Below are 26,223 nucleotides of genomic sequence, written 5' to 3'. Positions count from 1 at the left end.
GGAGCAACCATGGACGCTGGAATATCCGAAGTCGCCGAATACTGTCTGCGGGCGGCCAAGAGCAATAGTCTGAGCTTTCCAGAAATTGTCGGGAAGCTGATGCAGGCGGGATTCGAAAGCTATTCGATCGATTTTCGCCGCGCGACGGCGACCTATTATCTGCCCGACGGCGAAAGCGTCGTCCTTGCGACGCATCGCCATCACACGCCGATCGCCGCCGCGCTGAACGGCGCGGCTCTGCGAGCAGCGATCGAGGAAGCGCAGCATTCGGCTTCGGGCTACACCTATCTCGGTTTCTGCGAGAAGGTCATGACAGGCGGTTGCGCAGGCTATCTGGTGTCGTTCTCCGGGCGCCGCGCCGTCTATTTCGGCCGCACGGCGGAAACGCATGTCGAGCCCTTCCCTCAGCGCTGATGCGATTCGGGAGCCTGCCCTCCGGCGGGCTTTTCGTTTCCCGCGCGTCTCACCTAAGCGTGCTTGATTTCACTTCATATTTTCTGCGACCGGCACGCTCCCGTGTTAAAGATGTTGGAAGCTTCCGAGCCGGCCTTGTGATTCCGCAGTATGAAGAAAATGCCGCTGATCGATTATAGGGAGCGGGGAGTCTCGATGTACCAATGTTACAAGGCGGCACGCTCGTCAATTTCGCTGACTATATGGTGCTCGCTATGAGAGAACGCGCAAGACAAAAAGGAAATACCCTGTTTTCAATCTTATATTTAAATACAGCTATTCTTTGCGCGTTATTATTTATGATGAGGCTCGTCGAACAGGCGACAAACATCGACGTGTCTTATATTAAGATAACTATATTTATATATTATATATCAACATTTATATTTTATTTATATGAAATAGTGTGCAATTTTAGATCCTATTTTTATGCATACGCGCAAGTCGTGCGCAAGCGTTCTTTATTTGGTCCTAGCCTATGGTTTTTTGTCGTCGGCTGCGTGTGCCTTTTATTTTTACTAGCGACTTTGATCATGATCGCGGCGTTTGATGAAAAGTTCAAATCATATATTACTGATGGGTCCATTAGATGGTTAATAACATTAAATATTGCAGCAGGAGCAGATATCATTTTTTTTGGAATTTATGCGTGTTGCGTGCTAGGAGCATATAGAAATATGCGAAGATCGGTGTTTAGCAGATACCCGTGATATCTCAATATAGACAGCACGAACGGAGACATTTTGATGTAAACTTCGCTTTTTTCTCAACAACACGAGTCTGTTTGGATCCGATCAGTCGGACTAGTATGATATATACTACTACGAAATAAATGTAAGTAGTCGATTTCGTGGGGTTCGACATAACATTTACGACACGGGAATAGGCGCCGCGGCTTACTATGCTGAACGAAGTGGAGCTGTTGGCGCTTTTGCTTCGTGTAAAACAGCGGTCTGAACCCGTGTCCGTCACGTCGCTGGGGTAGCACAATTTGCTACGATCATAAGCGCGCGCGATTTTCATACGTCCACATCGGCGATCTCCGCGAGAATCGGGCCGCCTCTATTGGACTCACAGCCCATTCATCCGATTCAACTTGTCCTCGGACCGACACTAAGCGGAAGGCGCCGCGCGTCCGCTCCTCAAAACCCATCGCCGCCGGCGCTGGCCACCGGTGCGATCGAGGTGAGCGCGGCGAGGGCGATGGCGACGACGAGCAGCAATGTCGCCGCCAGCGGCAGGCGAGAGCTGGCGATCTCGTCCTTCGGATGCACGGTTTCGGCGCGCTTATAGCCCGTGACCATTGCGCGCACGAGATTCTCGCGCTTCACCAGCACATAGGCGATCACCGCCGCGACATGAATGAAAACGGCCGCCGCCAGCACATAGAATCCCTTCCTGTGCAGCGAGGTGAGCAGCAGGCTCGTCTCCTTGCTCACCGCGCCGGCGAAGGGGCCGACATTGAAAATCTCGTCATTGGCGAAAAGGCCCATGGTCGCTTGCGCCAATAGGCCGAGCAGCAGCGCGACGACCATCAGCGCGCCGAGCGGATTATGCCCGGCGTAGAGCGGCGCGCGGCCGCGCAGCAGGCCTCGCCCATAGAGCCACGCCTCCCGCGGATGCCGCAGGAAGCTGGCGAAGCGCGCGTGCTTGGCGCCGAAAAGGCCCCAGAGCACGCGAAACGCGACGAGCGTGAGAACGGCGTAGCCGAAGCGGACATGCCAATCGAACCAGGCGACGCCGAGCCTGTTGGTCACATAGGCGCCGATGAAAGAAACGACGAGCGACCAGTGGAACAGCCGCACCGGCAAGTCCCACACCAGACGCTCTTCTTTCGATTGCGCGTCCGCCGCCTTTGTTTCGGGCGGCCTGTCGATCACCGTCATCTTACGTCTCGTCGCGCTCGTTGGGCCTGACTATTTCGCCTTGTAGGAGTCGTGGCAGCCCTTGCAATCCTGGCCGAGATTGGCGACCGCGGTCTTGAAGGCTTCCGTCGCGCCCTTCTCCTTGCCGATCGCCTCGGCGAAGACATGGGCGTCCTCCTTGAACTTGGCGAGCTTCTTGTCGAACTCCGCCTTCTCTTTCCAGATTTCGGCTTTCGCCTTGCTGTCCGGCTCGCCGACGTTGGAGACGTCGGGGAAGGATTCGTCGAGCAGGCCGGCGATATAGGCGATGCGCTCGGAGCGCTTCTTGGCCTCCGCCTCGTCATAGGGGGCGTTGCCTCTGGCGACGCCGCCGAACCAGCGGAAGAAATTGCCGATCAGCACGAATTCCGCCTTGCGATTCTCCACCGCGATTTTCGCCGGCGTGGGGCCGGGCGCCTGCGCGGAGGCGGAATTCAGAGCGACGCAACCGGCGATGAGCGCGCCGCCGAGGAGAGCGAGCGAGCGCTTCGAATACAGACTCATGATCGTCCCTTTTATGCTGAGGTTGAACGCTAGGCTCAAATCTTGCCGGGTTTGTGGCTCTCCTGCCACTGCCGCACGAATTGGAGCGTCTCCGAGACATGCTTGATCGGGTCCGAGCTGACATAGGTCAAGCCGATTTTGCCGTCCGGCGTCACGACGTAAGAGATGCGGTCGGAAACCGTGTCGCCATTCTGCGTCGGACGGTCGCGCTTGGCGTCATAGGCGTTGATGACGGAAAAATTCGCGTCCGCCGCAATGGGGAACTTGTCGCGGCACTCTTTGGTGGAGAAATCGCGCTGCGTCTCGATCGTATCGGCGGAGACGCCGATCAGCGAAGCGCCGGCCGCGGCGAAATTGTCGTAATTCTCGGCGAACTCATGCGCCTCGATCGTGCAGCCGCGCGTGAAGGATTTGGGGTAGAAGTAGAGGACCACGGGGCCTTTCTTCAACGCCTCGGCCAGAGAGAAGACGAAGTCCTTTCCGCCTATGGCGGCGGGGGCGCTGAAATCGGGCGCCGAGGCGCCCGTCTTCAACGCAGCGGAGGCCGGGGCGGCCGCGAGAGCGACCGAGAGAGCTGTGAAAATCGCGAGCTTACGCATCTTGGCCTCACTTGGCGCCAGAGTTGGGAGCCGCCGCGGCGGCAGGGGCGGCGGCGGGAGCAGCAACCGCAGCCGTCGCGGCGGGAGCCGGCGGCGCGATCTTGGTCAGAGTTCCGCCCTCGTCCTGATAATCGAGCACGCCGATCGCGCCGACGACATGAAAGCCGAGGCCGGCGAGAATATCGCCGACGGCGCCGGCGCGATGCGCGCGATTGGAAACGGTGACGATGAGACGGTCACGCGGAATATAGGAGAGATATTTCTGAACCTCTTTGGTCTGGATGCTCAGATAAACCGGGAAGCCGCCGACCTTGGTCAGCTCGTCGGGCCGGCGAATGTCCAGAACCAGAAGATCCTCCGGCTTCGCCAGCAGAGCGTCGAAGGCGGCGCGATTGAGGCGCAGGGTCTTGTAGGTATAGGCCGGATCATTCTGCGGCGTGACGGGCGCCGCGGCGGGGGCGGCGGGCGCAGTGGCTTGCTGCGCATCGGCGCCGGCGACGAAAAACGCCACGCCGAGCGCCAGGCCGAGGAAGAGCGTCGAGGCTCTCATGGTATTTCCTTTTCTCTCTCTCAGGCGCGCAGACGCGCATTGAAGAAATCGACGGTGCGCTTCCAGGCGAGCTCGGCGGCCGCGGCGTCATAGCGCGGCGTCGTGTCATTATTGAAACCGTGCTGCACGCCCGGATAGACGAAAGCCTGATAATCGACATGCGCGGCTTTCAGCGCGGTCTCATAGGCCGGCCAGCCGGAGTTGATGCGATCGTCGACGCCCGCATATTGAATGAGCAGCGGGGATTTGATCTTGGCGACCTCCTCGGCCGGCGGCTGGGCGCCATAGAAGGGAACGCCGGCCGCGAGATCGGGCAGCTTGGTGGCGAGGAAATTGACGACGCCGCCGCCATAGCAGAAGCCGACCGCGCCGACCTTGCCATTGCCGATCGGGCAGGTCTTCAGCGCGCCATAGGCGGCGATGAAATCATTGCGCGTCTTGGCCTGATCGAGCTTGGTGAAGAGCTCGCGGGCCTTGTCCTCGTCGCCCGGATAGCCGCCGAGCGGCGCCAGCGCGTCCGGCGCGAAGACGACGAAATTGGCCAGCGCGAGGCGGCGGGCGATGTCCTCGATATGCGGATTGAGGCCGCGATTCTCGTGGATGACGAGGACGGTCGGCAGCTTGCCTTCCACCTTGGTGGGCTGGACGAAATAGCCCTTCACCGTTCCAGTTCCGTCTGGCGAAGGAACCTCGAGCGTCTTGCCGACGATGCGCGGATCGTCCTTCTTGACGACCTCCGCCTCGGCGAAGCGCGGCAGCAGCTCGTCGAGGAAGGCGGTCGCGGCGGCGGCGCCGATGGCGATCTTCTTGGCGCCCTCGACAAAGCCGCGACGGTCGATGTCGCCATGCACGAAAAGATCGAAGAGCTTCAATATTCCGGGCGGGAACTCGTTTGCGGTCTTACGCGTCATGGGTCTGTTCCTCGGGTCTCTCAACGTGCGAGTCGGGGCTTGTAAATTTCGTGGCAGGTTTTGCAGACTTGCGTCGCTTCGCGCGCGGAAGCGGCGGCGGCGTCGAACTCACCTTTGTCGACCTTGGCGACGACATCGGCGATGAGGCGCGATCCGTCACGGGAGATCGCCACCGCGTCGTCCTTGCCGCGCTTGGCGAAATAATCTTCCGTATAGCGGAATCCGTCGAGCAGCACTTCCGCATCCTCTTTCGCGGCCTGCGAATTTTGCGCGGTGATGTCCGGCTCGAAATATTTGATCGTCTTTTCGAGATCGCGCATCAGATCGTCGTCGTAATCGCGCAGGTCCAAGGCGGCCAGCGCCGGCGTGGCGATCAGGATCGCGCAGAGGGCGAGACGCGCATAAGAATTTCGATAAGCGGAGATGCGGCTCATGGCGCTTTCTTACAATCCTGCCTCGAGGTTTCGTCTGTGCCGAGGACGCGCCGCTGCGATCTCGCGACGCGCGCCGCCGCGCCGCGAGCTCGATCGGCGTGCCGCGCCGGAGCCTCGAGGGCTCCGGCGAGTCTGATCAGGCAAGAATGTCGTTCACGACCTTGCCGTAGACGACCGTCGGACGCTCGGCGCGGCCGGCGCGCAGATAGATCGTCTTGAGGTGATCGAGCCCGAGGAGCTGCAGCACGGTCGCATGCAGGTCATAGGTGTCGACCGGATTCGCGACGGTCTTGAGGCCGATCTCGTCGGTGTGGCCATAGGTGAGGCCATGCTTCAGGCCGCCGCCGGCGAGCCATTGCGTATAGCCCCAGGGATTATGGTCGCGACCGTCGCCGCTCTGGCCGTAAGGCGTGCGCCCGAACTCCGACGTCCAAACGATGAGCGTGTCGTCGAGAAGGCCGCGCGACTGGAGATCGGCGAGCAGGCCGGCGACCGGCTTGTCGATCGCGCGCGCATGGGCGCTGTGATTGCTCTCGAGCTGACGATGCGCGTCCCAGCTGGCGTCGTCGCCCTGGCCGAGACCCGCGATCGGACCCGACACGACATGCACGAAGCGCACGTTGCGCTCGACGAGACGACGGGCGCGCAGCAGCACCGTGCCCATGTCGCGCGTCGCCTCGTCGTCGAGGCCGTAGAGCGCCTTGGTGGCGGCGGTCTCTTTGGAGAGATCGACGGCCTCGGGCGCGGTCGCTTCCATGCGATAGGCGAGATCATAAGAATTGGTGCGCGCGGCGAGCTCGCTGTCCTGCGGCCGCGCAGCGGAGCGAATATCGTTCAGCTGATGCAGCAGGTCGAGGCTCTCGCGCTGCTGCTGCGGGCCGATCAGCTCCGGCGGCGCCTGATGCAGGATCGGCTGCGCGCCCGGACGGAAGGCCGTGCCCTGGTAGACCGCCGGCAGGAATCCCGAGCTCCAATTGACCGAGCCCGCGCGCGGCTCGCGCTGGCCGCCATAGAGCACGACATAGGGCGGCAGATCTGGATTGGCCGAGCCGAGCGCATAAGCGACCCAGGCGCCGAGCGACGGCCGGCCGGGGGAAAGATCGCCGGTGTTGAGCTTCAGGATCGAGATGTCATGCGTGGCGCCGACGGTGACGCTCGATTTGACGAAGGTCAGCTTGTCGGCCTGTTGCGCGAGATTCGGCAGCAGGTCGGAGAACCAGGCGCCGCTCTGGCCATATTGCTTCCAGCTGCGCTTGTTGGAGACGAAGAGCTTGCCGACGCCGCCCTGTGTCGAGGTCTTGATGCCCTCGAGGAAGGAGGCTGGAATGTCCTGGCCGGCGAGGCGCTCGAGCTCGGGCTTATAGTCATAGAGATCGAGCGTGCTGGGCGCGCCGTCCATATGCAGCCAGATGACCGATTTCACCTTGGCCGGAAAATGCGGCTGCTTGGACGCCAGCGGATCGACGAAAGTCGCCGCATTGGCCTGCGGAACGCCGAGCCAGCCGCCGCCCGGCATCATGCCGCCGACGGCGAAACCACCCACTCCATAGGCTGCGCTGCGCAGCCATTCGCGACGCGATGTCTTGATGAGCATTTGTCTGCTCCCCTCGGTTCAGATTGCTGTGGTGTCTTTTAGAAGCGGTAGACGAAGTCGTTGCTGTTCACGACCGTGTGCACGAGATCGACGAAGGCCGAAGCGCGCAGCGGATCGACGAAATGCGCTTTCGTCGTCACCGGCACAGCAATCGAGAGCTTGCCGTTCTCGGCCTTCTCGGCGATCGTCTTCTGATGCTGATCGAGGAAGGCGTGCAGCGCCTTCACCTCCGGCTCGCTCGGCTTGCGGCCGAACAGCACGAGATAGAGCCGATCGAGCTGCGCGGCCTCATTGTCGCCGGCCTCCTCGATCACGCGACCCGCCAGCGCCTGCGACCATTGGAAGATGAGATCGCTGTTGTAGAGCGTCAGCGCCTGCAGCGGCGTCGTCGTCACGTCACGCTTGCTGTGGATCTGCTGCGGATTCGCCATGTCGAAGGTTTCGAGCAGCGGATAGGGCAGGCTGCGCCGCGTGAAGATATAGAGGCTGCGGCGCGTGTAGTCCTGCGGGTCTTTCGACGTCGCCCAGGCGGGATCGGTGTTGTTGAAATTGCCGCCGCCGATGAGATTGGCGGGAATGGGCGGAAACACGCTCGGTCCGCCGATATGCTCGTTCAGGCTGCCGGACGCCAGCAGGATCGAATCACGAATCTCCTCCGCCTCGAGGCGCTTGCGCGGAAAGACGGCGAGCAGCTTGTTCTCGGGATCGGCCTTGGCGACATCCTCGCGATAGTCAGAGGACTGGCGATAGGTCGCCGAGAGCAGAATGGAGCGATGCAGCCGCTTCACGCTCCAGCCGTCCTTCACGAAAGTGAAGGCGAGATGGTCGAGCAGCTCCTGATTGGTCGGCTTGTCGCCGGCCTTGCCGAAATCGCTGACCGTGCCGACGATGCCCTTGCCGAAATATTGGTTCCACACACGATTGACGAAGACGCGCGCGGTGAGCGGATTCTTTTCGCTCACCAGCCAGTCGGCGAGCGCGGTGCGGCGGCCGGAGGAGGTCGCCGTCGGCTTGATGTCGGGAAGCTCGCTCGTGATGCCCTCCGGGAAGGCGGGCTGCACCTCGTCGAGCGGCTTCTCGTGATTGCCGACAAAGAGAATATGCGTGGGCGGCGCGTCGCTATGGCCGAGCTCGGTGGCGGCGGTGTAGGTCAGCGAGCCTTTGTTCGAGCGCAGATTCTGGAACTTGCGCAGCTCCTGCGTGAGCTTCTGATATTCGTCCGCCTTTTTGACGATCTCCTCGCTGTGCTCCGGCGCGCTCTTGTCGTCGGCGGCGTAGCGCAGGAAGCCGGCGAGCGCGGCGTCGTTTGTCACCTCGTCGAGCCGGTGATTGACCCAGCGGTCGAGCGCGTTCCACTGATCCTTCGCCTTGAAGATCGATTCGCGGCTGTCGGTCAGATAACGCTCCTTGTGATATTTGAGCGCCGCCTCGCGAACCGAATCGATGATCTCCTTCTGCCGCGCGCGAATGTTCTTGGTCGCCTCGTTATAGACAGCCTGCTCCTTCAGGAACTCGGCCTCCACCTCGCCCTTATTGGCGGGCGCCTTCTCGTCGAAGGCGGTGTTGGCGAAGAAGGCCTGCAGCGAATAATAATCCTTCTGCGTGAATTTATCGGTCTTGTGATTGTGGCAGCGCGCGCAGCCGACCGTCGTGCCGAGGATCGCCTGGCCGACCGTGTCGACCATATCCGTGGTGATCTGATATTTGCGCTGCACCAGATCGCGCGAATTGCTGTTGTCCGGATAGCCGGCGAGGAAGCCGGTCGCGACCAGCAGCTCCTGATTGCCGGGCGCAATCTCGTCCGCCGCGATCTGCTCGCGGATGAACTGCGAATAGGACTTGTCCTCGTTGAACGACTTGATCACGTAATCGCGATAGCGAAACATGTTCGGCCGGTTATTGTCGTTCTGGAAGCCGGTGCTGTCGGCGTAGCGCGCGAGGTCGAGCCAGAAGCGAGCCTGGCGCTCGCCATAGCGCGGCGAGGCGAGCAGGCGGTCGATGAGCTTCTCATAGGCGTCAGGGCTCGCATCGCTCTCGAAGGCCGCGACCTCGGCAGGAGTGGGGATGAGACCCCAGGCGTCCAACGTCGCACGGCGGATGAAGGTGGCGCGATCGGCGTCCGGCGAGGGAGCCAGGCCGCGCGCCTCGATCTTGGAGAGCACGAAAGCGTCGAAGGAGGAATGCGACCAATCCTTCTTCTGCACATTCGGCGCGAAGGGCTGGTAGGCCGGCTGCCACGCCCAATGCGGCTTGCTCGCGCGCGGCGACTCGGTCGTGGCGGCGGCCGGCGCCTTCTGCTCTTCGGCGATCGCGAGGGCCGCCGCGGAGGCGCTCAACATCATTGCGATCACGGATCGTTTCAAGGTCTTCGTCATGTGCCCGCAACCTCGTCTTTTCTCTATTGCCTATCGGCGTCATATGCTTACGTGACGACCGCGTTCCGTCGGCGCACCATTGCGCGCTCGCATCTTCGTGGCTCGAGGGGGACTTTAGGCGACTATATCCATTAAGTCTACAAAGAAGATCGACTTCTCATCGAGAAAAGCAACGTTTCGCAGGTCGTCGCGCGCATGCGGCGACTGTCGGCGCGCGCATGGCGTGGCGCGCGCCGAGGCGCCTTACGCGAAATTCCGAAGCGATTGGAAGATCAGATCTCGTAGCAGAGCGCGACCTCATCGGCGAGGTCGCGAACATGGGCGAGCGTGCAATTGTCGAGCACGCCGGACAGAGCCCGTTGCGCATCCTGCATCACCAGCCGGACGGCGCATTTTTCGACATCGACGCAATCGTCGCAGGGCTGGTAGCGCGTCTTGCTGGCGCAAGGCAGCGGCGCCAGCGGACCGTCGAGCGCGCGGATGATATTGCCGACGGTGATCGTCTCGGCCGGGCGGGCCAGCGTGTAGCCGCCGCCCTTGCCCATTTTGGAGCTGACATAGCCGAGATTGCGGAGCTCGCAGAGAATGGCGTCCAGAAATTTTTTAGGGATGCGCTGCGTCGTCGCGATCTCTTGCACCGGCACGGTTCGGCCCGGCTCGAAACGCGCGAGATAGCTCATGGCTTTGATGCCGTATTTGCCCTTTTTCGTCAGCACCTGGCCACCTCGTCTATAAAAACAGTAGACTATTAGTGGCGAGTCAAGAAGTCAATAAAGACGATAGACCTTTCGTCAAAACGTTCGGAGGAAGATCGGGACGATGCGCTCCGGCGTCACGAAAGAAGGTTTTTCTCGCCGCGCGAGCGCGATCCGATCGAACGGAATCGTTCGATCGATCAGAATTCGCTCAGGGATTGGAATCGAGATGCGTGATCCGAGCCGATTGGATCGGATCACTCTCCAGGAGCGATGAGCGGCGTCCCTCAGAGAAAGCCCGCGCGTCCGCTCTGCAGGCGCAAGAGCGCGGCGACCAGCGCATCGACATCGGCGCATGTATTGTAGAAGGCGAGCGACGGCCGCACGGTCGCCTCGAGGCCGAAGCGGCGCAGAATAGGCTGCGCGCAATGATGGCCGGCGCGCACCGCTATCCCCTCGCGGTCCAGCGCCTTGCCGACCTCCTCGGTGCGATGGCCGTCGAGCACGAAGGAGAGCACGCTCGCCTTCTCCGCCGCCGTGCCGATGAAAGTGAGGCCGGGCACCATGCGCATCTTCTCTGTCGCATAGACGAGGAGATCGTGCTCGTAGCGGGCGATGATCTCCATGCCGATCGATTCGACATAGTCGAGCGCGGCGCCGAGCCCCACGGCGTCGGCGATATTGCCGGTGCCGGCCTCGAAACGCTCCGGCGGACCTTGATAGATGGTCTTCTCGAAGGTCACGTCGGCGATCATATTGCCGCCGCCCTGCCAGGGCGGCATGTCGGCGAGAACCTCGTCCGTGCCATAGACGACGCCGATTCCGGTCGGGCCGAACACTTTATGACCGGAGAAGACGAAGAAGTCGCAGCCGATCGACTGCACGTCCACCGGCATATGCGAGACCGATTGCGCGCCGTCGATGAGCACGCGCGCGCCATGGCGATGCGCCATGGCGGTGATCTCGCGCACCGGAGTCACCGTGCCGAGCGCATTGGAGACCTGCGTCACCGAGACGATTCGCGTCTTGGGGTTCAGCAGCTTCTCGTATTCCTCGAGGATGATCTGGCCGCGATCATCCACCGGCGCGACGCGCAGCCGCGCGCCCTTCTCGGCGCAGAGCTGCTGCCAGGGCACGATATTGGCGTGATGCTCGAGCCAGGAGACGACGATCTCGTCGCCCGCCTGCACATTGCGCCGGCCCCAGGCCTGGGCGACGAGATTGATCGCCTCGGTCGCGCCGCGCACGAAGATGATGTCCTTGACCGAAGGCGCCTTCAAGAAGCGGCGCACCTTCTCGCGCGCGGCCTCATAGGCGTCGGTCGAGCGCGCCGCCAGCGCATGGGCCGCGCGATGAATGTTGGAATTCTCATATTCGTAGAAATGCGCGAGCCGATCGATGACGGCCTGCGGCTTTTGCGTCGTCGCCGCATTGTCGAGCCAGACCAGCGGCTTGCCATGCACCTGCTGCTGCAGAATGGGGAAGTCGCGCTTCACCGCATAGGGGTCGAAAGCGGCTCTGCTCGCCGGCGCGCTGGCGGAGAGCTGCGGCGCATAGCCCTGCGGCTCCTGCGGCGCCGTCTTCGGCGTGGCGGGAACGGCGCCGGCGCGATCGAGGAAATAGAGTGAATCGGTCGCGGCGGGGCCGGCGGCGCCGGGCGCGAAGCTGCGCTCCTGGCCGGAGATTTCCGGCATTGCGACATTGGGCGTCCCCAGCGCGAAAGCGTCCGACACGCGATGCGGATCGGCCTCCGAGGGGCCGGAATAGGCGAAGCTCTCCGGCGCCGCATCGGGCGTGGCGGGCGCCGGCGCGACATCGGCGTCATAGCGGTCGACGAGCGAGAGCGACGGGTCCGCGGGAACGGAGCCCGGCGCGACCGCGGGCGCGCGCTCATGCAGGAAATAGAGATTGTCCACCGGCGCGGCCTTCACGCCGCCCGGAACGGAGTCGGGATCATAACCGCCATAGGGCGCCGGCGCCTGCACGGGCGCGGCGCCGCCATATTGCGCCAGCGTGTTGGGAATGGCGGAATAATCGATCGCCGCCGCCGAAGGGCTTCCCGGCTCGAAGGCCCCGGCGGAAGCGCCCGGCTGGGGAACATCCGAGAGCCCATAGGGCGGGACCGCCGGCTGCAAGCCGACCGGCGCCGAGGGCGCGGAGAGATTGGGCGTCGGCGCGATGGAGGGAATCGTCGTCGGCGGAACGTCCGGCGGCCCCACGGGCGCCCGCGCCGGGGCATAGGGCGCGACGCTGGTGACGATGGAGGGCGCCGGCGCCTCGGGCTGCATCGGCGGCACAATGGGCGCGCCGGGAGAGAGCGTCGCCGGAGACTCGCTGGACGAAGCCTGCGGCGAGGCCTGGAAAAAAGCATTGGCGAGGCGAGCGATCATGGCCGGATCTGGAAAGGCCGGCGCTCCATGGCGCGTCAGCGTCTCCTCGGAGGGCGCATCCGGCGCGGTGGCGCCGAAGGCCGCGGAATTGGACGGCGCAGAAGACATGATCATTCCTCGTCTCTGTCGAAAGCTCTTCCGTCGCAAGAAGCCGCAAGAGCGTCACCCGCGAGCGCCAGAAGATGGCGAATGAAGCATTCCTCGTCCTTCGAGACGGCGGCTATGCCGCCTCCTCAGGATGAGGAAAGCTTCAGCCGATCACTCGGGTTCCGCCGAAGCGGGACCCGATGCGCTCAGACGTATTTGTCGCCGTAATCGTGGAACTTGCCCACCTCGACGCCCTCGAGCACGCCGAGCGCGTCATGCGTCAGCACGGCGGCCGAGCAATAGAGCGAGATGAGATAGGAGGCGATGGCCTTGCGGTTGATGCCCATGAAGCGCACCGAGAGGCTCGGCGCGACCTCGCCGGGAATGCCCGGCTGGAACAGGCCGATCACGCCCTGCTTCTTCTCGCCCGTGCGCAGCAGCAGAATATTGGTCTTGCCGGACTCGTCGATGAAGAGCTTGTCGCTCGGCACCAAGGGCAGGCCGCGCCAGGTGATGAAGGGCGAGCCGAACAGGGTGACGGTCGGCGGCGGCACGCCGCGGCGGGTGCATTCGCGACCGAAGGCCGCGATGGCGCGCGGATGCGCGAGGAAGAAGGCCGGCTCCTTCCAGACCTTGGTGATGAGCTCGTCGAGATCGTCCGGCGTCGGCGCGCCCGTCCGCGTCCTGATTTTCATGGACGGATGCACGTTGGCGAGCAGGCCGTATTCGGCATTGTTGATGAGCTCGCTCTCCTGCCGCTCCTTGACCTTCTCCGTGAGCAGCCGGACCTGCTCCTGGATCTGATCGTAAGGATGGCTGTAGAGGTCGGAGACGCGGGTCTGCACGTCGAGCACGGTCGTGACCGCATTCATCGAATATTCGCGCGGATGATCCTCGTAATCGACGAAGGTCTCCGGCAGATCGGCGTCGCGGTCGCGGGCCGGGCTGCAGGTCACGTCGGCGTCGGTGAGGGCGCCCTCCTCCTTGACGCGGTTCAGCCGGTAGATGCCGGCCTCGACGGGCGTCCAAGGCAGAAAGGACACGAGCCAGCGCGGCGTAATGCCCGACCACTGCGCTCTCGTCTTGGTCGCATTGGCGAGCTGGCGGGCCGCAGATTCGCTCAGCGTCCGCCGGACTTCTGGTTCCGTGGTCATGGGTTCATTCCTCGAACGATGCGCCCGGCGTCGACGCGAGCTTTAGCTCGCGCGGACGCCGATAAACGTCGGCCGTCATCGAAAAAGCGCGGCGGGACGAATCCGAACCGCGAGCGATAACTACAGTCGTCCCCCAGGCAAATCAATAGTATTCAAAGTAGAAAATTTTACTACTTTCAAATACTTATCCTTTTATATTCACTTACTATACGTCTACAAGAACGATATGGTGTGTGAGCTTCGCCTTCACGCCTCGCCCGCCTCGGCCGGGGCATAGGACATGACGAGAAAGAAGCTCGCCGGCGTCTCGCCGAGATTGCGATAGCTGTGCGGCACATCGGCGAGAAAATCGACGGCGTCGCCCGTGGCGAGCGTCACCGGCGGCTCGCGGCCAGCGATGATCTCGATCTCGCCCTGCGCGACGACCAGCGTCTCCTTCGCGCCGGGAGCATGGGCCTCGGCGCGCTCCTGATGCAGCGGCGCGATCGTCACCTCATAGAATTCCACCGGCCGGGCGCTGTCATAGGGAAACAAGGGCCGCGAGAGAAAATTGCCGTCCTGAGAGCCGATCAGCCGCGGGCTGGCCTTGCGCATGACGAGCACGCCGCTGCGCTCCTGCGAGGCGACGAGGCTGCCGAAGGGAACGCCGATCGCATTGGCGATGCGCCATAAATGGGCGATCGTCGGCGCCTTGGCCCCGGACTCGATCGACCGCAGCTCGTCCAGCTCGACGCCGCTCAGCTCGGCGAGCCGCTCGAGCGTGCGGCCTTTGCGCGCGATCAGCCGCCCGAGGCGCTGCGCCACCGTATCGGCGAGGCGCTCGGAGCCTTCGTTGCGGGTTGGATCGGAGTCGGACGAACGACGGAATCTACTCATCGACAACTCCTATTTTCTAAATATTTTTTAATCTGCCATTCCAGCCCTGGTCAAGAATTATGACGGGCTCGCGGCTTTTCTTCGGCGAGCGCGACCTATTCGACACACTGCGGATTTTTCGTTCTTTTCTTTGCATTTTAGGAGAATGCTCACTGCGCCTGGCGGCGTGTTCGCGACCGAGATCATGCCGTCACCTGCTCAGGAGCGTGGCCTTGACGGCTAATTAATTCTATAACATTGATAGGCTTATCATCCCCATCGGGATGCGGAGCAGAATTTCCTCTTCCCCGGAGAGCCCATGCCGTCGAAACTCCTCGCCTCTTTCGTCGCTCTCGGCGCCGTCGCCGCGACTGCGGCGCCCGCCAACGCCGAGCTGCTCACACAGAAGATCTTGCCGACCCCGACCGCGCTGGTCATTGCGCAGACCGCCTATGACGTCTGCTATCAGCAGGGCTATCGCATCTCGGTCACCGTCGTCGGCGAGCAGGGCCAGATCCTCATCGCCATTCGCGGCGACGGCTCCTCGCCGCATACTTTCGAGAACAGCCATCGCAAGGCCTACACCTCGCGCACCTTCCGCACGCCGTCGGGTGAATTCGCGCAGCGCGTGAAGGACAATCCGACGCTGAGCGCCGTGCATCTCGCCAATGTGATCGCGGCGCAGGGCGCTCTGCCGATCAAGGCGGGCGATGTGGTCATAGGCGCCGTCGGCGTCTCCGGCGCGCCGGGCGGCGACAAGGACGAGGCCTGCGCCAAGGCCGGCATCGACAAGGTCGCCGACCAGCTCAAATAGAGCAACAGCTCGGAGAGCCGCTCGACCGAGCGGCTCTCTCGCCTCGAGAGAGCTTTCCGTTCGATCGGAAAGCGCTCGATCAATCCACCGGCAGACGCAGACGAATCTCGTCGACGAAAGCCGCGAGACAGCGCTTCACCGTGTCGAATTGCGAGGTGGTGGGCGCCATCGCTATGCCATGCACGCCGAACTCCTCGTTCAGGCTGTTCACCCGATCCGCGACCTCCTTGAAGCTGCCGACCAGCGACATGGACAAAAGCGCCTGCGGATCGAGCGCCGCCTCGCCCTCGGCGCGCGCGGCGTTGGCCTTGGCGCAGAAATCCTCGAGATAGGGGGTCGCGATCGACACCGCCTCGGCGCGTTCCTGTGTCGCAAAGCCGAAGCGCGCGAGCACCAGACGCGGGTCGCCGTCGGGCGCCTCGTCTTTGTAGACGCCGAGAATGCGATGCAGCTCGTCATTCGTGCAGGTCGCCGACGCCATGAGCCCATAGCCCTTGCGCGCAGCGAGGCGGATCGTGCTCTCCGTCGTCGTCGCGATCCAGGTCGGAACCTTCTGCTCCGGCCGCGGCGAGAGGCTCAGCTTCTCCACCTGGAAATATTTGCCCTTATGCGTGACCTCGCTCTCCAGCAGCAGGCGCTCGACGAGCTCCAACGCCTCCAGGCCGCGCTCGTTGGCGTCTTCCGGCGCGACGCCGAAATTGACCGTCTGCTTGGGAAAATCGGCGCCGCTGGCGACGCCGAAGCTGAACCGGCCCTTGGTCAAGAGATCGATGCTGGCGACATCTTCGGCGAGCTGGATCGGATCGCGCAGCGCCGGCAGAAAGGACGCCGAGCCGATGCGCGCCCGCATCGTGACGCCTGCCGCATAGCCGAGCATGACAGAGTTGGCGCCGCTCGGAAAATAATCGTCGAAATGACGTTCGGCGAACCAGATATCGTCGAAGCGCATGCGCTCGGCTTCGCGCACCAATATGAGCTGGCGCGTCAATGCGCGGCCCGCCTCCAAGGTCGGATTGTCGAACAGGCACAGGTAACCAAAACGCGGATTCATCGCGCCGCTCCAGCTGGCCCGGCCACGCGCCGGGGAAATTGAACGTAAGTCCTGCAACAACCGAGCCGCCCGTGCGAAAACCTCGATTTTTATGCGCAGAACTGCGAGCTTCCGCCGCGCGAGCCGTTTCGCCCACGCCTTCGACGCGAGGCCCGCGTCGGAAATGCGACAACGCCCGGGACGACGCCCACGATGACGCCCGCTCGAGCCTGCGCCTCTTGTAACCTTTTCACAGCGCAACCATAATCCCGCCCCGATCAGGGGCCGCGCGCTTTCGCGCGAACGCCATTCGCTGAGAAGGGGTCTTCTCGTGGTGCAAGACACGACGACCGGCGCATCCGCGCCGACGCGCAATTTTTTCGCCCGCAAGAGCGTAGACGAAATTCTCGCTGAAAATCACCTCGAGGAAGGCGCCAATTTCGCGCGCGCGCTCGGGCCGGTCTCGCTCACCGCGCTCGGCATAGGCGGCATCATCGGCGCCGGCATATTCGTGCTCACCGGCACTGTGGCGGCGAAATTCGCCGGGCCGGGCGTCGTCATCTCCTTCGCGCTCGCGGGACTCGCCTGCGCTTTCGTGGCGCTCTGCTATTCGGAGCTCGCCGCGCTCATTCCCGTCTCGGGCAGCGCCTACACCTATACTTACGCCACGCTCGGCGAGATCTTCGCCTGGATCATCGGCTGGGATCTCGTGCTCGAATATGGGCTCGGCGCCGCGACGGTGGCGGTCGGCTGGGCAGGCTATTTCAACCGCGTGCTGCATGGAATCGGCATAAATTTGCCGCCACAATGGACCACCGCCTATTTCTCCGAGGCCGGCCATGGAGTCTTCAACCTGCCGGCCGCGCTGGTGATATTGGCGCTCTCGCTGCTCTTGGCGCGCGGCACGCGCGAATCCTCCATGTTCAATAATTTCATCGTCTTCCTGAAGCTCGGCGTGGTGCTGATCGTCATCTTCTTCGGCGTCTCCTATATCGACACGGCGCATTGGACGCCTTTCGTGCCCGAGAACACCGGGGAATTCGGCCATTTCGGCTGGAGCGGCGTGCTGCGCGGCGCCTCCGTCGTCTTCTTCTCCTATATCGGCTTCGACGCCGTCTCGACGGCGGCGCAGGAGGCGAAGCTGCCGCAGCGCGACGTGCCGATCGGCATCATCGGCTCGCTCGCCATCTGCACCGTGCTGTTCATCGGCGTCGCCGGCGTGGCGACGGGCGTCGTCTCCTACACGGCGCTCAATGTGCCGGACCCGATCGCCGTGGCGATGGACGCCACCGGCGCCCCCTGGATGGCCTGGACCGTCAAGATCGGCGCGCTCGCCGGCCTCACCACCGTCATTCTGGCGCTGCTCTTCGGCCAGACGCGCGTCTTCTACTCCATGGCGCATGACGGCATGCTGCCGCCCGTCTTCGCCAGGCTGCACCCGGTCTATAAAACGCCGGCGATCAGCCAGATCGTCGTCGGCATGCTGGTGGCGATCGCCGCCGGCCTCTTCCCCATAGAGATTCTCGACGAGATGGTGTCGATCGGCACGCTCTCCGCTTTCGCGCTCGTCTGCGGCGCGGTGCTCTATCTGCGTCGCAACCGGCCGGAACTGCATCGCCCCTTCCGCGCTCCTGGCATTCCATGGGTGCCGATTTGCGGCATTTTCTCCTGCCTCGCGCTGATGGGCGCGCTGCCGATCGAAACCTGGATCCGCCTCTTCGTCTGGATGGCGGCCGGGCTCGCGCTCTATTATTTCTACGGCAGCCTGCGCACCCGCCGCAGGTGAGGCGTTGAGCGCGCCGGCCATAGTCTGGTTTCGGCGCGATCTTCGGCTCGCCGATAATTCCGCCCTGAGCGCCGCCGCCGCCTCCGGCGCGCCGCTCATCGCCGCCTTCATTCTGGACGAGGACGAAGGCGGCGAATGGCGGCTCGGCGGCGCCTCGCGCTGGTGGCTGCGCGAGAGCCTCGCCGCCCTCTCGCGCGATCTCGAAAAGCGCGGCGCGCCGCTGACGCTGCGGCGCGGCGACGCGCAGGCGGAATTGCTGCGTCTCGCCGCGGAGACCGGCGCCGCCGCCGTCTATTGCAACCGAATCTATGAGCCCTGGGCAATAGCGCGCGACGCGCAGCTCCAGGCAAAGTTGCGCGAGAAGGGCGTCACCGCGCAAAGCTTCCCCGGCGCGCTGCTCGCAGAGCCGGGCTCGGTCTGCAATGCGCAAGGGAAGCCCTTCCGCGTCTTCACGCCCTTCTGGCGCGCGCTCGCCGAGCTTCTGCAGCCGGCGCCGCCTCTCCCCGCGCCGAAGAAGCTCCACGCAGCGCCCGCGCCCGCGAGCGATCGGCTCGACGATTGGCGGCTGCAGCCGAAAAAGCCGGATTGGGCGCAAGGCCTGCGCGAGAGCTGGCGGCCGGGCGAGGCCGGCGCGCATCGCCGCCTCGCCGCTTTTCTGCGCGATGGCATAGACGCCTATGCTCTGCTGCGGGATTTTCCGGCGAGGGACGGCGCCTCCCGCCTCTCGCCGCATCTCCATTGGGGCGAGATTACGCCATTGCAGATATGGAGCGCGACTATCGACGCTCCGCAAGAAGGCCGCCTCGCCTTTCTGCGCGAGCTCGGCTGGCGGGAATTTTGCCACCATCTGCTCGCCGCCCATCCCGATATGCCGGAGGCGCCGCTCGACAAATCCTTCGCGCGCTTCCCCTGGGCGAATGACGCAGGCGCCCTCGCCGCCTGGCGAAAAGGCGAGACCGGCTATCCGCTGGTCGACGCCGCCATGCGCCAGCTGTGGCGCACGGGCTTCATGCACAATCGCCTGCGCATGGTCGCCGCCTCCTTTCTGGTGAAGCATCTGCTGCTTCCCTGGCGGGAGGGCGAAAGCTGGTTCTGGGACACGCTGGTCGACGCCGATCTCGCCAATAATTCCGGCAATTGGCAATGGGTCGCCGGCTGCGGCGCCGACGCCGCGCCTTATTTCCGCATCTTCAATCCCGTGCTGCAGGGCGAGAAATTCGATCCCGACGGCGCTTTCATCCGCCGCTTCGTCCCGGAGCTGGCGCAGCTCGGCGCCAAATACATCCACAAGCCCTGGGCCGCGCCGGAGCGCATTCTGCGCGAGGCCGGCGTCACGCTCGGCGAGACCTATCCGCACCCTATCGTCGATCACGCCGCCGCGCGCCAAAGAGCGCTCGAAGCTTTCGCCACGCTCCGCTCGCGATGACGTGCGGAAATTCTATCTCCCTTCCCTCTTAGTCGGATTCCCTCTAAACAGCCGGGCCATGATCTGGCTTCTCTTCGCTCTACTGACCGGCGCCGCAGTCATGAGCGTGCTATGGCCGCTCGCCCGCAAAAGCGACGCCGCCGACGCCGCCGCCCCCGACATCGCCTTTTTCGAGGAGCAGATCGCTGAGATCGGGCGCGAGAGCGCCGAGGGGCGCCTTTCCGCCGCCGACGCCGAGACCGCGCGGACCGAGGCCGCCCGCCGCCTGCTGCGCGCCCGCGGCGTGAGCTCTGGCGCCGCCGCCTCCTCCCGCCGCAACGCCATTGTGGCGGCGGCGAGCGCGATCATTCTGATCCCCGCTCTCACTCTGCTGCTCTATGGCAAGCTCGGCCGTCCCGATCTGCCGGACGCCTCGCTCGAGGCGCGGCTGGAGGCCAAGCCCGGCCACACCGACATAGCGAGCGCCGTGGCGCGCATCGAGGCGCATCTCGCCGAACATCCCGAGGATGGACGCGGCTATGAGGTGATTGCGCCCTTCTATCTGCGCAATGGCCGCCCGGCCGAGGCCGCCGCCGCCTATGAGAAAGCGCTGCGCCTGCTGGGGCCGACGCCGCATCGCCACAATGCGCTGGGCGAAGCGCGCGTGCTGGCCTCGGAAGGCCGCGTGACGGCGGAGGCCATGAGCGAGTTCGATGCGGCGCTGGCGCTCGACCCGAAATCCGCCATGGCGCGCTTCTACAAGGGCCTCGAGGCGGCGCAGACGGGCGCGCGCGAAAAGGCCGAGCAGGTCTGGTCCGAGCTGCTCGCCGACGGTCCAGCCGACGCCCCCTGGCGTCCGCGCGTCGAAACGCTGCTCGCGCAATTGCGCGGCGCGCCTGCGCCCGAATCCGCGCCGGCGAGCGAGGAAGGCGCGAAGATCGCAGCAATGCCCGAGGCGCAGCGAACGGACGCCATTCGCACAATGGTGGAGCGGCTGCGCGGCAAGCTCGAGCAGGACGGCGCCGATGTCGAGGGCTGGCTACGGCTCATTCGCGCCTATAGCGTGCTGGCCGAGACGGAAAAGGCCAAGACCGCGCTCGACGGCGCCCACAAGGCGCTCGCGCAGGACAAGGACGGGCTCGCCCGCGTCGATGCGCTGGCGCGCGAATTGGGCGTTGGAGGTTGACATGACTCGCAAGGGCAAGAGGCTCGCGCTCATCTCCGGCGCGCTCGCGGTTCTCGCTATCGCCGTCGGGCTGGTGCTGTTCGCGCTGCGCGACAATATCGTGTTCTTCTATTCGCCGGCCGAGCTCGCGCAAAAGCATGTCGCGCCGGGAACGCGGCTGCGCATCGGCGGGCTGGTGAAGGAAGGCTCGGTGCAGCGCGGCGATGATCGCAATGTCGCCTTCACCGTCACCGACAGAACCGCCGATCTCGGCGTCACCTATAAGGGCCTGCTGCCGGACCTCTTCCGCGAGGGACAGGGCGTCGTCGTCGATGGGACGCTCGGCGCCGACGGCGCCTTTCGCGCCGACAGCGTGCTGGCCAAGCACGACGAGCGCTACATGCCGCGCGAAGTCGCCGACTCGCTGAAAAAGCAGGGCGTGTGGCAGGGAGAGAAGAAGTGAGTCACGGAACGCCCCGCGGCCCTGGATTGCTTCGCTTCGCTCGCAATGACGAAGCCGTCATTGCGAGCGAAGCGACGAAGCAATCCAGAGCCGCGCCCGCGCTCTCGCATCGCTTCGTTCGCCATCACGCCTCGGGAGGGGTGAAGATATGATCGTCGAGACCGGCCATTTCGCGCTCGTTCTGGCGCTGGCTCTCGCGCTGGCGCAGGCCATTCTTCCCTTCGTCGGCGCGCGGCTTCGCGATGTGTCGCTGATGCGCGTCGCGCGCCCTGTGGCGGTGGCGCAATTTCTCCTCGTCGCCACGGCCTATGGCGCGCTGACCTATGCGCATGTCGTCTCGGATTTCTCGCTCGTCAATGTGATCGAGAACTCCCATTCCTTAAAGCCGATGATCTATAAAATCTCCGGCGTGTGGGGAAATCACGAAGGCTCCATGCTGCTGTGGGTGCTCGTGCTCTCCTCCTGCGGCGCGGCCATCGCTCTGCTCTCGCGCGCCATGCCGGATTTGCTGCGCGCCGACACGCTCGCCGTGCAGGGATTGATGGGCGCGGCCTTTCTCGCCTTCATCCTGCTCACCTCCAATCCCTTCGCGCGCGTCGCCGATCCGCCGTGGCAGGGGCGCGACCTCAACCCGATTCTGCAAGACCCTGGCCTCGCCATTCATCCGCCGCTGCTCTATCTCGGCTATGTCGGCTTCTCGATCGTCTTCTCCTTCGCCGCTGCGGCTCTGATCGGCGGACGCATAGACGCCGCCTGGGCGCGCTTCGTGCGGCCATGGACGCTCGCCGCCTGGATATTCCTGACGCTCGGCATCGCAATGGGCTCCTACTGGGCCTATTACACGCTCGGCTGGGGCGGCTTCTGGTTCTGGGATCCGGTCGAGAACGCCTCGCTCATGCCCTGGCTCGCCGGCACGGCGCTGCTGCATTGCGCGGCGGTGATGGAGAAGCGCGAGGCGCTGAAGGTGTGGACGATCTTCCTCTCCATTCTCGCCTTCTCGCTGTCGCTGCTCGGCACATTCCTCGTGCGCTCCGGCGTGCTCACCTCGGTGCACGCTTTCGCCAGCGATCCGCAGCGCGGCGTGTTCATTCTCGCCATACTCGTCGCCTTCATCGGCGGCGCGCTGGCGCTGTTCGCTTTTCGGGCCAGCGCTCTGCCGACGGGCGGCCTCTTCGCGCCGATCTCGCGCGAGGGCGCGCTGGTCGTCAATAATCTGCTGCTGACCGTCGCCTGCGCGACGGTCGTCATCGGCACGCTCTATCCGCTGGCGCTGGAGGCGCTGACCGGCGACAAAATTTCCGTCGGCGCGCCTTTCTTCGACACGGTGCTGATCCCGATCGCTCTGCCGCTCGTGCTGCTGATGCCGATCGGCCAAATGCTCGCCTGGAAGCGCGGCGATCTCCTCGCCGCCTTGCAACGGCTGCGCGCGGCCTTTGCGGCGGGCGTCGTCGCGCTGGCCGCTTTCGGCGCGCTCTATGGCGCGCCGGTTCTCTCCATTGTGAGCGCCGGGCTCGCCGTCTATCTCGTCATTGGCGCCTTCACCGACATTGCGCAGCGCGTCGCGCAAGGAAATGCGCTCGCACGTTTGCGCGGGCTACCGCTCTCGGCCTGGGGAACGTCGATCGCCCATGCGGGAATGGGCCTGTCGCTGCTCGGCCTCGCCGCGACCGGCTGGGGCGTCGAGCAGATCGTCGCCATGAAGCCGGGCGTCGCCCAAGAGGTCGGCCCCTACCAAATCACGATCGAGGACATCGCCTCGCGCGCCGGCCCCAATTATGCGGAAACTTACGCCGTCATGGCGCTGCGCAAGGGTGGCGAGACCATCGCGCGCATAGAGCCGGCGAAGCGCTTCTATCAGGCGCGGCGCATGGCGCGCACGGAGGCGGGCATCGTCACGCTCGGCCTCGGGCAGGTCTATGCGGCGCTCGGCGAGCAGCATGAGGACGGCACGCTGGACGCGCGGCTCTATTACAAGCCGCTGGTGTTGCTGATCTGGCTCGGCGCGGTGGTGATGGCGCTCGGCGGCGGCCTGTCGCTCGCCGATCGCCGCCTGCGCATCGGCGTCGCCAGCCGCGCCCGCACGGCTGCGCAGCCACAGGCCGCGGAGTGATGGGAATGGCGCGGAATCTCTCCCTTCTTCCTTCTCCCACTCGTGGGAGAAGGTGGCCCCGCGAAGCGGGGTCGGATGAGGGTCCCGCAGGCCCTCACCCGACTCGACTTCGTCGAGCCACCCTCTCCCGCAAGCGGGAGAGGGGAATCGCGCACATTGTTTCCGCGTTTCTGTTGAGCACGGCGCTCCTGTCTCCCGCCCTCGCGGTGGAGCCGTCCGAAAAGCTCGCCGATCCCAAGCTCGAGGCGCGCGCGCGCGCCATCGCCAGCGAATTGCGCTGCCTCGTCTGCCAAAACCAATCCATCGACGATTCCGACGCGCCGCTCGCCAAGGACCTGCGCGTCATCGTGCGCGAGCGGCTGAAGGACGGCGCGAGCGACGCCGAGGTGCGCGATTATGTTGTGGCGCGCTACGGCGATTTCATGCTGCTGCGCCCGCCGGTGAAGCGGGAGACTCTGCTGCTCTGGGCCGCTCCGGCGCTGGCGCTGATCGGCGGCGTCTGGGCGATCTTCGCCGCCGTGCGCCGCGGGCGTCGGCGCATCGATCCAGCGATGCTCACTGCGGAAGAACGCGCGCAATTGCAGGCGCTAGGCGTGGAGCCCCCTCCCTCTCGAAGTGACCCCGGAGAGGGAAGCGGCAAAGGCGACGCGCAACCTTCATGAAGCGCCGAGTCCGCCCTCTCTCCCGCATAGCGGGGGAGGGCTGGGGAGGGGGCATGTCGCGGCCTCTCGAATCGCGCTAGACTCGCCGCATGGACAGACCGAGCTATTACGAATTCTTCGCTGGCGGCGGCATGGCGCGCGCCGGACTCGGCGCCGGCTGGCGATGCCTCTTCGCCAATGATTTCGACCTGAAGAAATGCGGGACCTATCGCGCCAATTGGGGCGGCGAGGAACTCTTCCCCGGCGATGTGCGCAAGGTGACGACCGCCGATCTGCCCGGCCGCGCCGATCTCGTCTGGGCCTCCTTCCCCTGTCAGGACCTCTCGCTCGCCGGCGCCGGCGCTGGGCTGAAGGGCGAGCGCTCGGGAACCTTCTGGCCCTTTTTCGAGATCGTCAAAGCGCTGCGCAAGGAAGGACGGCATCCGCCGCTGCTGGTGCTGGAGAATGTCTGCGGCGCGCTGACATCGCATGGGGGGAAGGATTTCGAATCGCTCTGCGGCGCGCTCGCCGGCGAAGGCTATCGCTTCGGCGCGCTGGTCATAGACGCCGCGCTGTTCGTGCCGCAATCGCGGCCACGCTTGTTCATCGTCGCGCTGCATGGCGATTTCGTCGCTCCCGCCGAGCTGACGACGGCGGAGCCCTCGCCGCTCTGGCATACGCGCGCGCTGCTCACGGCGCAGGAGCGCCTGCCGCGCGCGCTACGCGAGAACTGGATTTGGTGGCGCCTCGCCGCGCCCGCCGCGCGCAACACGCGCCTCGCCGATATTATCGACGACAGGCCGGAAGGCGTCGCCTGGCATGATCGCGAGGAGACGCAAGCGCTGCTCGCCAAGATGAGCGATCTCAATCGCGCCAAGGTGGAGGCGGCGAAGCGCGCCGGGCGGCGCATGGTGGGAACGCTCTATCGCCGCACGCGCTATGGCGCCGATGGCGAGAAGATGCAGCGCGCCGAGGCGCGTTTCGACGATCTCGCCGGCTGCCTGCGCACGCCCGCCGGCGGCTCCAGCCGACAAATCGTGCTGATCGTCGAGAAAGGCCGCGTGCGCTCGCGATTGATTTCCGCGCGCGAGACGGCGCGGCTGATGGGCCTGCCCGAGGATTACCAGCTGCCGCGCAATTACAATGAGGCCTATCACCTCACCGGCGACGGCGTCGTCGCGCCCGTGGCGCGCCATATAGCGGCGCAAATTCTCGAGCCGCTGCTCATCGCGCTGCGCGGCCTCTCGAGAGCCGCCGCCTGACGGCGATGGCGGAAGACCCCGCCAAACGCTCCGCCATCATGCGCGCGGTGAAATCGCGCGACACCTCTCCCGAAAAAGCGGTGCGCGCGCTGCTACGCGGCTTCGCGCCGCATTATCGGCTGCATCGCAAGGATGTGCCGGGCAATCCCGATATCGCCTATGTCGGGAGAAAGCGCGCCATATTCGTGCATGGCTGCTTCTGGCACGGACATGATTGCGCGCGCGGCGCGCGAATGCCGAAAACCAACGCCGACTATTGGCGCGCCAAGATCGCGCGCAATCGCGCGCGCGACATTGCGCATCAGGAAAAGCTCGCGAGCCTCGGCTGGCGCGCGCTCATCGTGTGGGAATGCGAGCTGAAGGACCGCGCGGCGCTGGAAGCGAAGCTGCGGGAGTTCTTAGCGAATAGCGAATAGCGAATAGAAGGAAGCTCTATTCGCTACTCCCTACTCGCTATTCGCTCGAATCAATCCTTCGCGCGCTCGACGTAAGAGCCGTCTTCCGTCTGGATGACGATGCGCGTGCCGGCCTGAATATGCGGCGGCACCATCACGCGGGCGCCATTGGAGGCGATGGCGGGCTTGTAGGAAGAGGAGGCCGTCTGGCCCTTCATCGCCGGCTCGGTCTCGGTGATCTCGAGCGTGACGCGCGCCGGGAGCTGGATTCCAACCGCCACGCCATTGAACAGCGACAGAATGCAGACCATGCCTTCCTGCAGCCATTGCGCCTGATCGCCGAGCACATCCTTGGGCACGATGACCTGATCATAGGTCGCGGTGTTCATGAAGGTGAAGCCATCGTCGTCGCCGAAGAGATAGCTGAAATCCTGATCCTCGACGAAGGCCCGCTCGACCTGCTCGGTGGTCTTGTAGCGGTCGGCGACCTTCACCCCGTCGGAAAGGCGGCGCATGTCGATCTGCGTCGTGGGCGTGCCCTTGCCGGGGAAGAAGCTCTCGGCCTTCAGAACGACATAGAGATGGCCGTCCTCCTTCTCGATGATATTGCCCTTTCGGATCGAGCTGGCGATGACTTTCACGTGTTT

Annotated in this window: 24 protein-coding genes; 10 read left to right on the top strand and 14 right to left on the bottom strand. The window is 64.4% G+C overall.

Annotated features, from left to right (window positions below; genetic code table 11):
* The first annotated feature begins 9 nt into the window (after window positions 1-9).
* Entirely contained in the window at window positions 10-414 is a 405-nt protein-coding gene (locus tag EDE12_RS03500; RefSeq protein ID WP_026599675.1) for a DUF1398 family protein, read from the top strand.
* A gap of 1,181 nt (window positions 415-1,595) precedes the next feature.
* On the opposite strand, the gene EDE12_RS03495 is transcribed toward EDE12_RS03500, so the two are convergent.
* From EDE12_RS03495 to EDE12_RS03440, 12 genes are all read right to left on the bottom strand, one after another.
* On the bottom strand, window positions 1,596-2,339 hold the full coding sequence (locus EDE12_RS03495; protein WP_018267507.1) for a cytochrome b/b6 domain-containing protein: 744 nt from the start codon (window positions 2,337-2,339) through the stop codon (window positions 1,596-1,598).
* Window positions 2,340-2,369: 30 nt separating this feature from the next.
* Window positions 2,370-2,861: a cytochrome c gene (locus tag EDE12_RS03490; protein WP_026599676.1), complete on the bottom strand. Its 492-nt coding sequence runs from the start codon at window positions 2,859-2,861 to the stop codon at window positions 2,370-2,372.
* 35 nt (window positions 2,862-2,896) lie between these two features.
* The gene (locus tag EDE12_RS03485; protein WP_026599677.1) at window positions 2,897-3,460 is read right to left on the bottom strand and encodes a peroxiredoxin; all 564 of its coding nucleotides are present in this window, start codon (window positions 3,458-3,460) and stop codon (window positions 2,897-2,899) included.
* Between the two features lie 7 nt (window positions 3,461-3,467).
* The gene (locus EDE12_RS03480) at window positions 3,468-4,010 is read right to left on the bottom strand and encodes a sulfurtransferase (RefSeq protein ID WP_024881600.1); all 543 of its coding nucleotides are present in this window, start codon (window positions 4,008-4,010) and stop codon (window positions 3,468-3,470) included.
* Window positions 4,011-4,030: 20 nt separating this feature from the next.
* A complete protein-coding gene (locus EDE12_RS03475; protein WP_026599678.1) occupies window positions 4,031-4,921 on the bottom strand; it encodes a dienelactone hydrolase family protein in 891 nt (296 codons plus the stop codon).
* Between the two features lie 20 nt (window positions 4,922-4,941).
* On the bottom strand, window positions 4,942-5,355 hold the full coding sequence (locus tag EDE12_RS03470; RefSeq protein WP_024881602.1) for a hypothetical protein: 414 nt from the start codon (window positions 5,353-5,355) through the stop codon (window positions 4,942-4,944).
* A gap of 136 nt (window positions 5,356-5,491) precedes the next feature.
* Window positions 5,492-6,949 carry a DUF1501 domain-containing protein gene (locus tag EDE12_RS03465; protein ID WP_026599679.1) on the bottom strand — a complete coding sequence of 486 codons (1,458 nt, stop codon included), beginning with the start codon at window positions 6,947-6,949 and terminating at the stop codon, window positions 5,492-5,494.
* Between the two features lie 38 nt (window positions 6,950-6,987).
* Window positions 6,988-9,324 (bottom strand): DUF1549 and DUF1553 domain-containing protein, encoded by a 2,337-nt coding sequence (locus tag EDE12_RS03460; RefSeq protein ID WP_026599680.1) that lies wholly within the window; start codon window positions 9,322-9,324, stop codon window positions 6,988-6,990.
* Window positions 9,325-9,596: 272 nt separating this feature from the next.
* Complete coding sequence (locus EDE12_RS03455; RefSeq protein WP_024881605.1) at window positions 9,597-10,040, bottom strand: Rrf2 family transcriptional regulator; 444 nt, start codon at window positions 10,038-10,040, stop codon at window positions 9,597-9,599.
* Window positions 10,041-10,306: 266 nt separating this feature from the next.
* Window positions 10,307-12,517, bottom strand: a complete 2,211-nt coding sequence (locus EDE12_RS03450; protein WP_026599681.1) for a family 2A encapsulin nanocompartment cargo protein cysteine desulfurase — start codon at window positions 12,515-12,517, stop codon at window positions 10,307-10,309.
* A 185-nt stretch (window positions 12,518-12,702) separates the two neighbouring features.
* Window positions 12,703-13,650: a family 2A encapsulin nanocompartment shell protein gene (locus tag EDE12_RS03445; protein ID WP_024881607.1), complete on the bottom strand. Its 948-nt coding sequence runs from the start codon at window positions 13,648-13,650 to the stop codon at window positions 12,703-12,705.
* A 246-nt stretch (window positions 13,651-13,896) separates the two neighbouring features.
* Entirely contained in the window at window positions 13,897-14,526 is a 630-nt protein-coding gene (locus tag EDE12_RS03440) for an XRE family transcriptional regulator (protein ID WP_026599682.1), read from the bottom strand.
* Window positions 14,527-14,824: 298 nt separating this feature from the next.
* On the opposite strand from EDE12_RS03440, the gene EDE12_RS03435 reads away from it, so the two are divergent.
* Window positions 14,825-15,319, top strand: coding sequence for a heme-binding protein (locus EDE12_RS03435; protein ID WP_026599683.1), 495 nt, complete (start codon window positions 14,825-14,827; stop codon window positions 15,317-15,319).
* 79 nt (window positions 15,320-15,398) lie between these two features.
* Here EDE12_RS03435 and EDE12_RS03430 read toward each other — a convergent pair whose 3' ends face one another.
* Window positions 15,399-16,370, bottom strand: a complete 972-nt coding sequence (locus EDE12_RS03430; RefSeq protein ID WP_024881610.1) for an LLM class flavin-dependent oxidoreductase — start codon at window positions 16,368-16,370, stop codon at window positions 15,399-15,401.
* A gap of 310 nt (window positions 16,371-16,680) precedes the next feature.
* Here EDE12_RS03430 and EDE12_RS03425 point away from each other — a divergent pair, with 310 nt between their 5' ends.
* The 8 genes from EDE12_RS03425 (at window position 16,681) to EDE12_RS03390 (ending at window position 25,597) form a co-directional block, all read left to right on the top strand.
* Entirely contained in the window at window positions 16,681-18,135 is a 1,455-nt protein-coding gene (locus EDE12_RS03425) for an amino acid permease (RefSeq protein WP_026599684.1), read from the top strand.
* Between the two features lie 4 nt (window positions 18,136-18,139).
* Window positions 18,140-19,561, top strand: coding sequence for a deoxyribodipyrimidine photo-lyase (locus EDE12_RS03420; RefSeq protein ID WP_026599685.1), 1,422 nt, complete (start codon window positions 18,140-18,142; stop codon window positions 19,559-19,561).
* Window positions 19,562-19,619: 58 nt separating this feature from the next.
* Window positions 19,620-20,726 (top strand): c-type cytochrome biogenesis protein CcmI, encoded by a 1,107-nt coding sequence (gene ccmI, locus EDE12_RS03415; RefSeq protein WP_026599686.1) that lies wholly within the window; start codon window positions 19,620-19,622, stop codon window positions 20,724-20,726.
* 1 nt (window position 20,727) lies between these two features.
* Window positions 20,728-21,168, top strand: coding sequence for a cytochrome c maturation protein CcmE (gene ccmE / locus EDE12_RS03410; RefSeq protein WP_026599687.1), 441 nt, complete (start codon window positions 20,728-20,730; stop codon window positions 21,166-21,168).
* A 148-nt stretch (window positions 21,169-21,316) separates the two neighbouring features.
* Window positions 21,317-23,278, top strand: coding sequence for a heme lyase CcmF/NrfE family subunit (locus EDE12_RS03405; protein WP_026599688.1), 1,962 nt, complete (start codon window positions 21,317-21,319; stop codon window positions 23,276-23,278).
* 173 nt (window positions 23,279-23,451) lie between these two features.
* Window positions 23,452-23,940, top strand: a complete 489-nt coding sequence (locus EDE12_RS03400; protein ID WP_245275820.1) for a cytochrome c-type biogenesis protein — start codon at window positions 23,452-23,454, stop codon at window positions 23,938-23,940.
* A gap of 89 nt (window positions 23,941-24,029) precedes the next feature.
* Window positions 24,030-25,181: a DNA cytosine methyltransferase gene (locus EDE12_RS03395; protein WP_026599689.1), complete on the top strand. Its 1,152-nt coding sequence runs from the start codon at window positions 24,030-24,032 to the stop codon at window positions 25,179-25,181.
* 5 nt (window positions 25,182-25,186) lie between these two features.
* Complete coding sequence (locus EDE12_RS03390) at window positions 25,187-25,597, top strand: very short patch repair endonuclease (protein ID WP_026599690.1); 411 nt, start codon at window positions 25,187-25,189, stop codon at window positions 25,595-25,597.
* A gap of 50 nt (window positions 25,598-25,647) precedes the next feature.
* Here the strand turns inward: EDE12_RS03390 and efp are convergent, their stop codons facing one another.
* Entirely contained in the window at window positions 25,648-26,217 is a 570-nt protein-coding gene (gene efp, locus EDE12_RS03385) for an elongation factor P (protein WP_024877988.1), read from the bottom strand.
* Window positions 26,218-26,223 lie beyond the last annotated feature (6 nt).

The organism is Methylosinus sp. sav-2 (assembly GCF_004366495.1).
Classification (GTDB): Bacteria; Pseudomonadota; Alphaproteobacteria; order Rhizobiales; family Beijerinckiaceae; genus Methylosinus.
The sequence above is the reverse complement of the archived record's forward strand: the minus strand, read 5'-3'. Positions and strand labels throughout refer to the sequence as shown.

Excerpts from the sequence above, each read along its gene's own strand:
- EDE12_RS03500 (WP_026599675.1), top strand. The coding sequence starts at position 10 with ATGGACGCTGGAATATCCGAAGTCGCCGAATACTGTCTGCGGGCGGCC.
- EDE12_RS03495 (WP_018267507.1), bottom strand. The coding sequence starts at position 2,339 with ATGACGGTGATCGACAGGCCGCCCGAAACAAAGGCGGCGGACGCGCAA.
- EDE12_RS03490 (WP_026599676.1), bottom strand. The coding sequence starts at position 2,861 with ATGAGTCTGTATTCGAAGCGCTCGCTCGCTCTCCTCGGCGGCGCGCTC.
- EDE12_RS03485 (WP_026599677.1), bottom strand. The coding sequence starts at position 3,460 with ATGCGTAAGCTCGCGATTTTCACAGCTCTCTCGGTCGCTCTCGCGGCC.
- EDE12_RS03480 (WP_024881600.1), bottom strand. The coding sequence starts at position 4,010 with ATGAGAGCCTCGACGCTCTTCCTCGGCCTGGCGCTCGGCGTGGCGTTT.
- EDE12_RS03475 (WP_026599678.1), bottom strand. The coding sequence starts at position 4,921 with ATGACGCGTAAGACCGCAAACGAGTTCCCGCCCGGAATATTGAAGCTC.
- EDE12_RS03470 (WP_024881602.1), bottom strand. The coding sequence starts at position 5,355 with ATGAGCCGCATCTCCGCTTATCGAAATTCTTATGCGCGTCTCGCCCTC.
- EDE12_RS03465 (WP_026599679.1), bottom strand. The coding sequence starts at position 6,949 with ATGCTCATCAAGACATCGCGTCGCGAATGGCTGCGCAGCGCAGCCTAT.
- EDE12_RS03460 (WP_026599680.1), bottom strand. The coding sequence starts at position 9,324 with ATGACGAAGACCTTGAAACGATCCGTGATCGCAATGATGTTGAGCGCC.
- EDE12_RS03450 (WP_026599681.1), bottom strand. The coding sequence starts at position 12,517 with ATGTCTTCTGCGCCGTCCAATTCCGCGGCCTTCGGCGCCACCGCGCCG.
- EDE12_RS03445 (WP_024881607.1), bottom strand. The coding sequence starts at position 13,650 with ATGACCACGGAACCAGAAGTCCGGCGGACGCTGAGCGAATCTGCGGCC.
- EDE12_RS03440 (WP_026599682.1), bottom strand. The coding sequence starts at position 14,526 with ATGAGTAGATTCCGTCGTTCGTCCGACTCCGATCCAACCCGCAACGAA.
- EDE12_RS03435 (WP_026599683.1), top strand. The coding sequence starts at position 14,825 with ATGCCGTCGAAACTCCTCGCCTCTTTCGTCGCTCTCGGCGCCGTCGCC.
- EDE12_RS03430 (WP_024881610.1), bottom strand. The coding sequence starts at position 16,370 with ATGAATCCGCGTTTTGGTTACCTGTGCCTGTTCGACAATCCGACCTTG.
- ccmI (WP_026599686.1), top strand. The coding sequence starts at position 19,620 with ATGATCTGGCTTCTCTTCGCTCTACTGACCGGCGCCGCAGTCATGAGC.
- ccmE (WP_026599687.1), top strand. The coding sequence starts at position 20,728 with ATGACTCGCAAGGGCAAGAGGCTCGCGCTCATCTCCGGCGCGCTCGCG.
- EDE12_RS03405 (WP_026599688.1), top strand. The coding sequence starts at position 21,317 with ATGATCGTCGAGACCGGCCATTTCGCGCTCGTTCTGGCGCTGGCTCTC.
- EDE12_RS03395 (WP_026599689.1), top strand. The coding sequence starts at position 24,030 with ATGGACAGACCGAGCTATTACGAATTCTTCGCTGGCGGCGGCATGGCG.
- EDE12_RS03390 (WP_026599690.1), top strand. The coding sequence starts at position 25,187 with ATGGCGGAAGACCCCGCCAAACGCTCCGCCATCATGCGCGCGGTGAAA.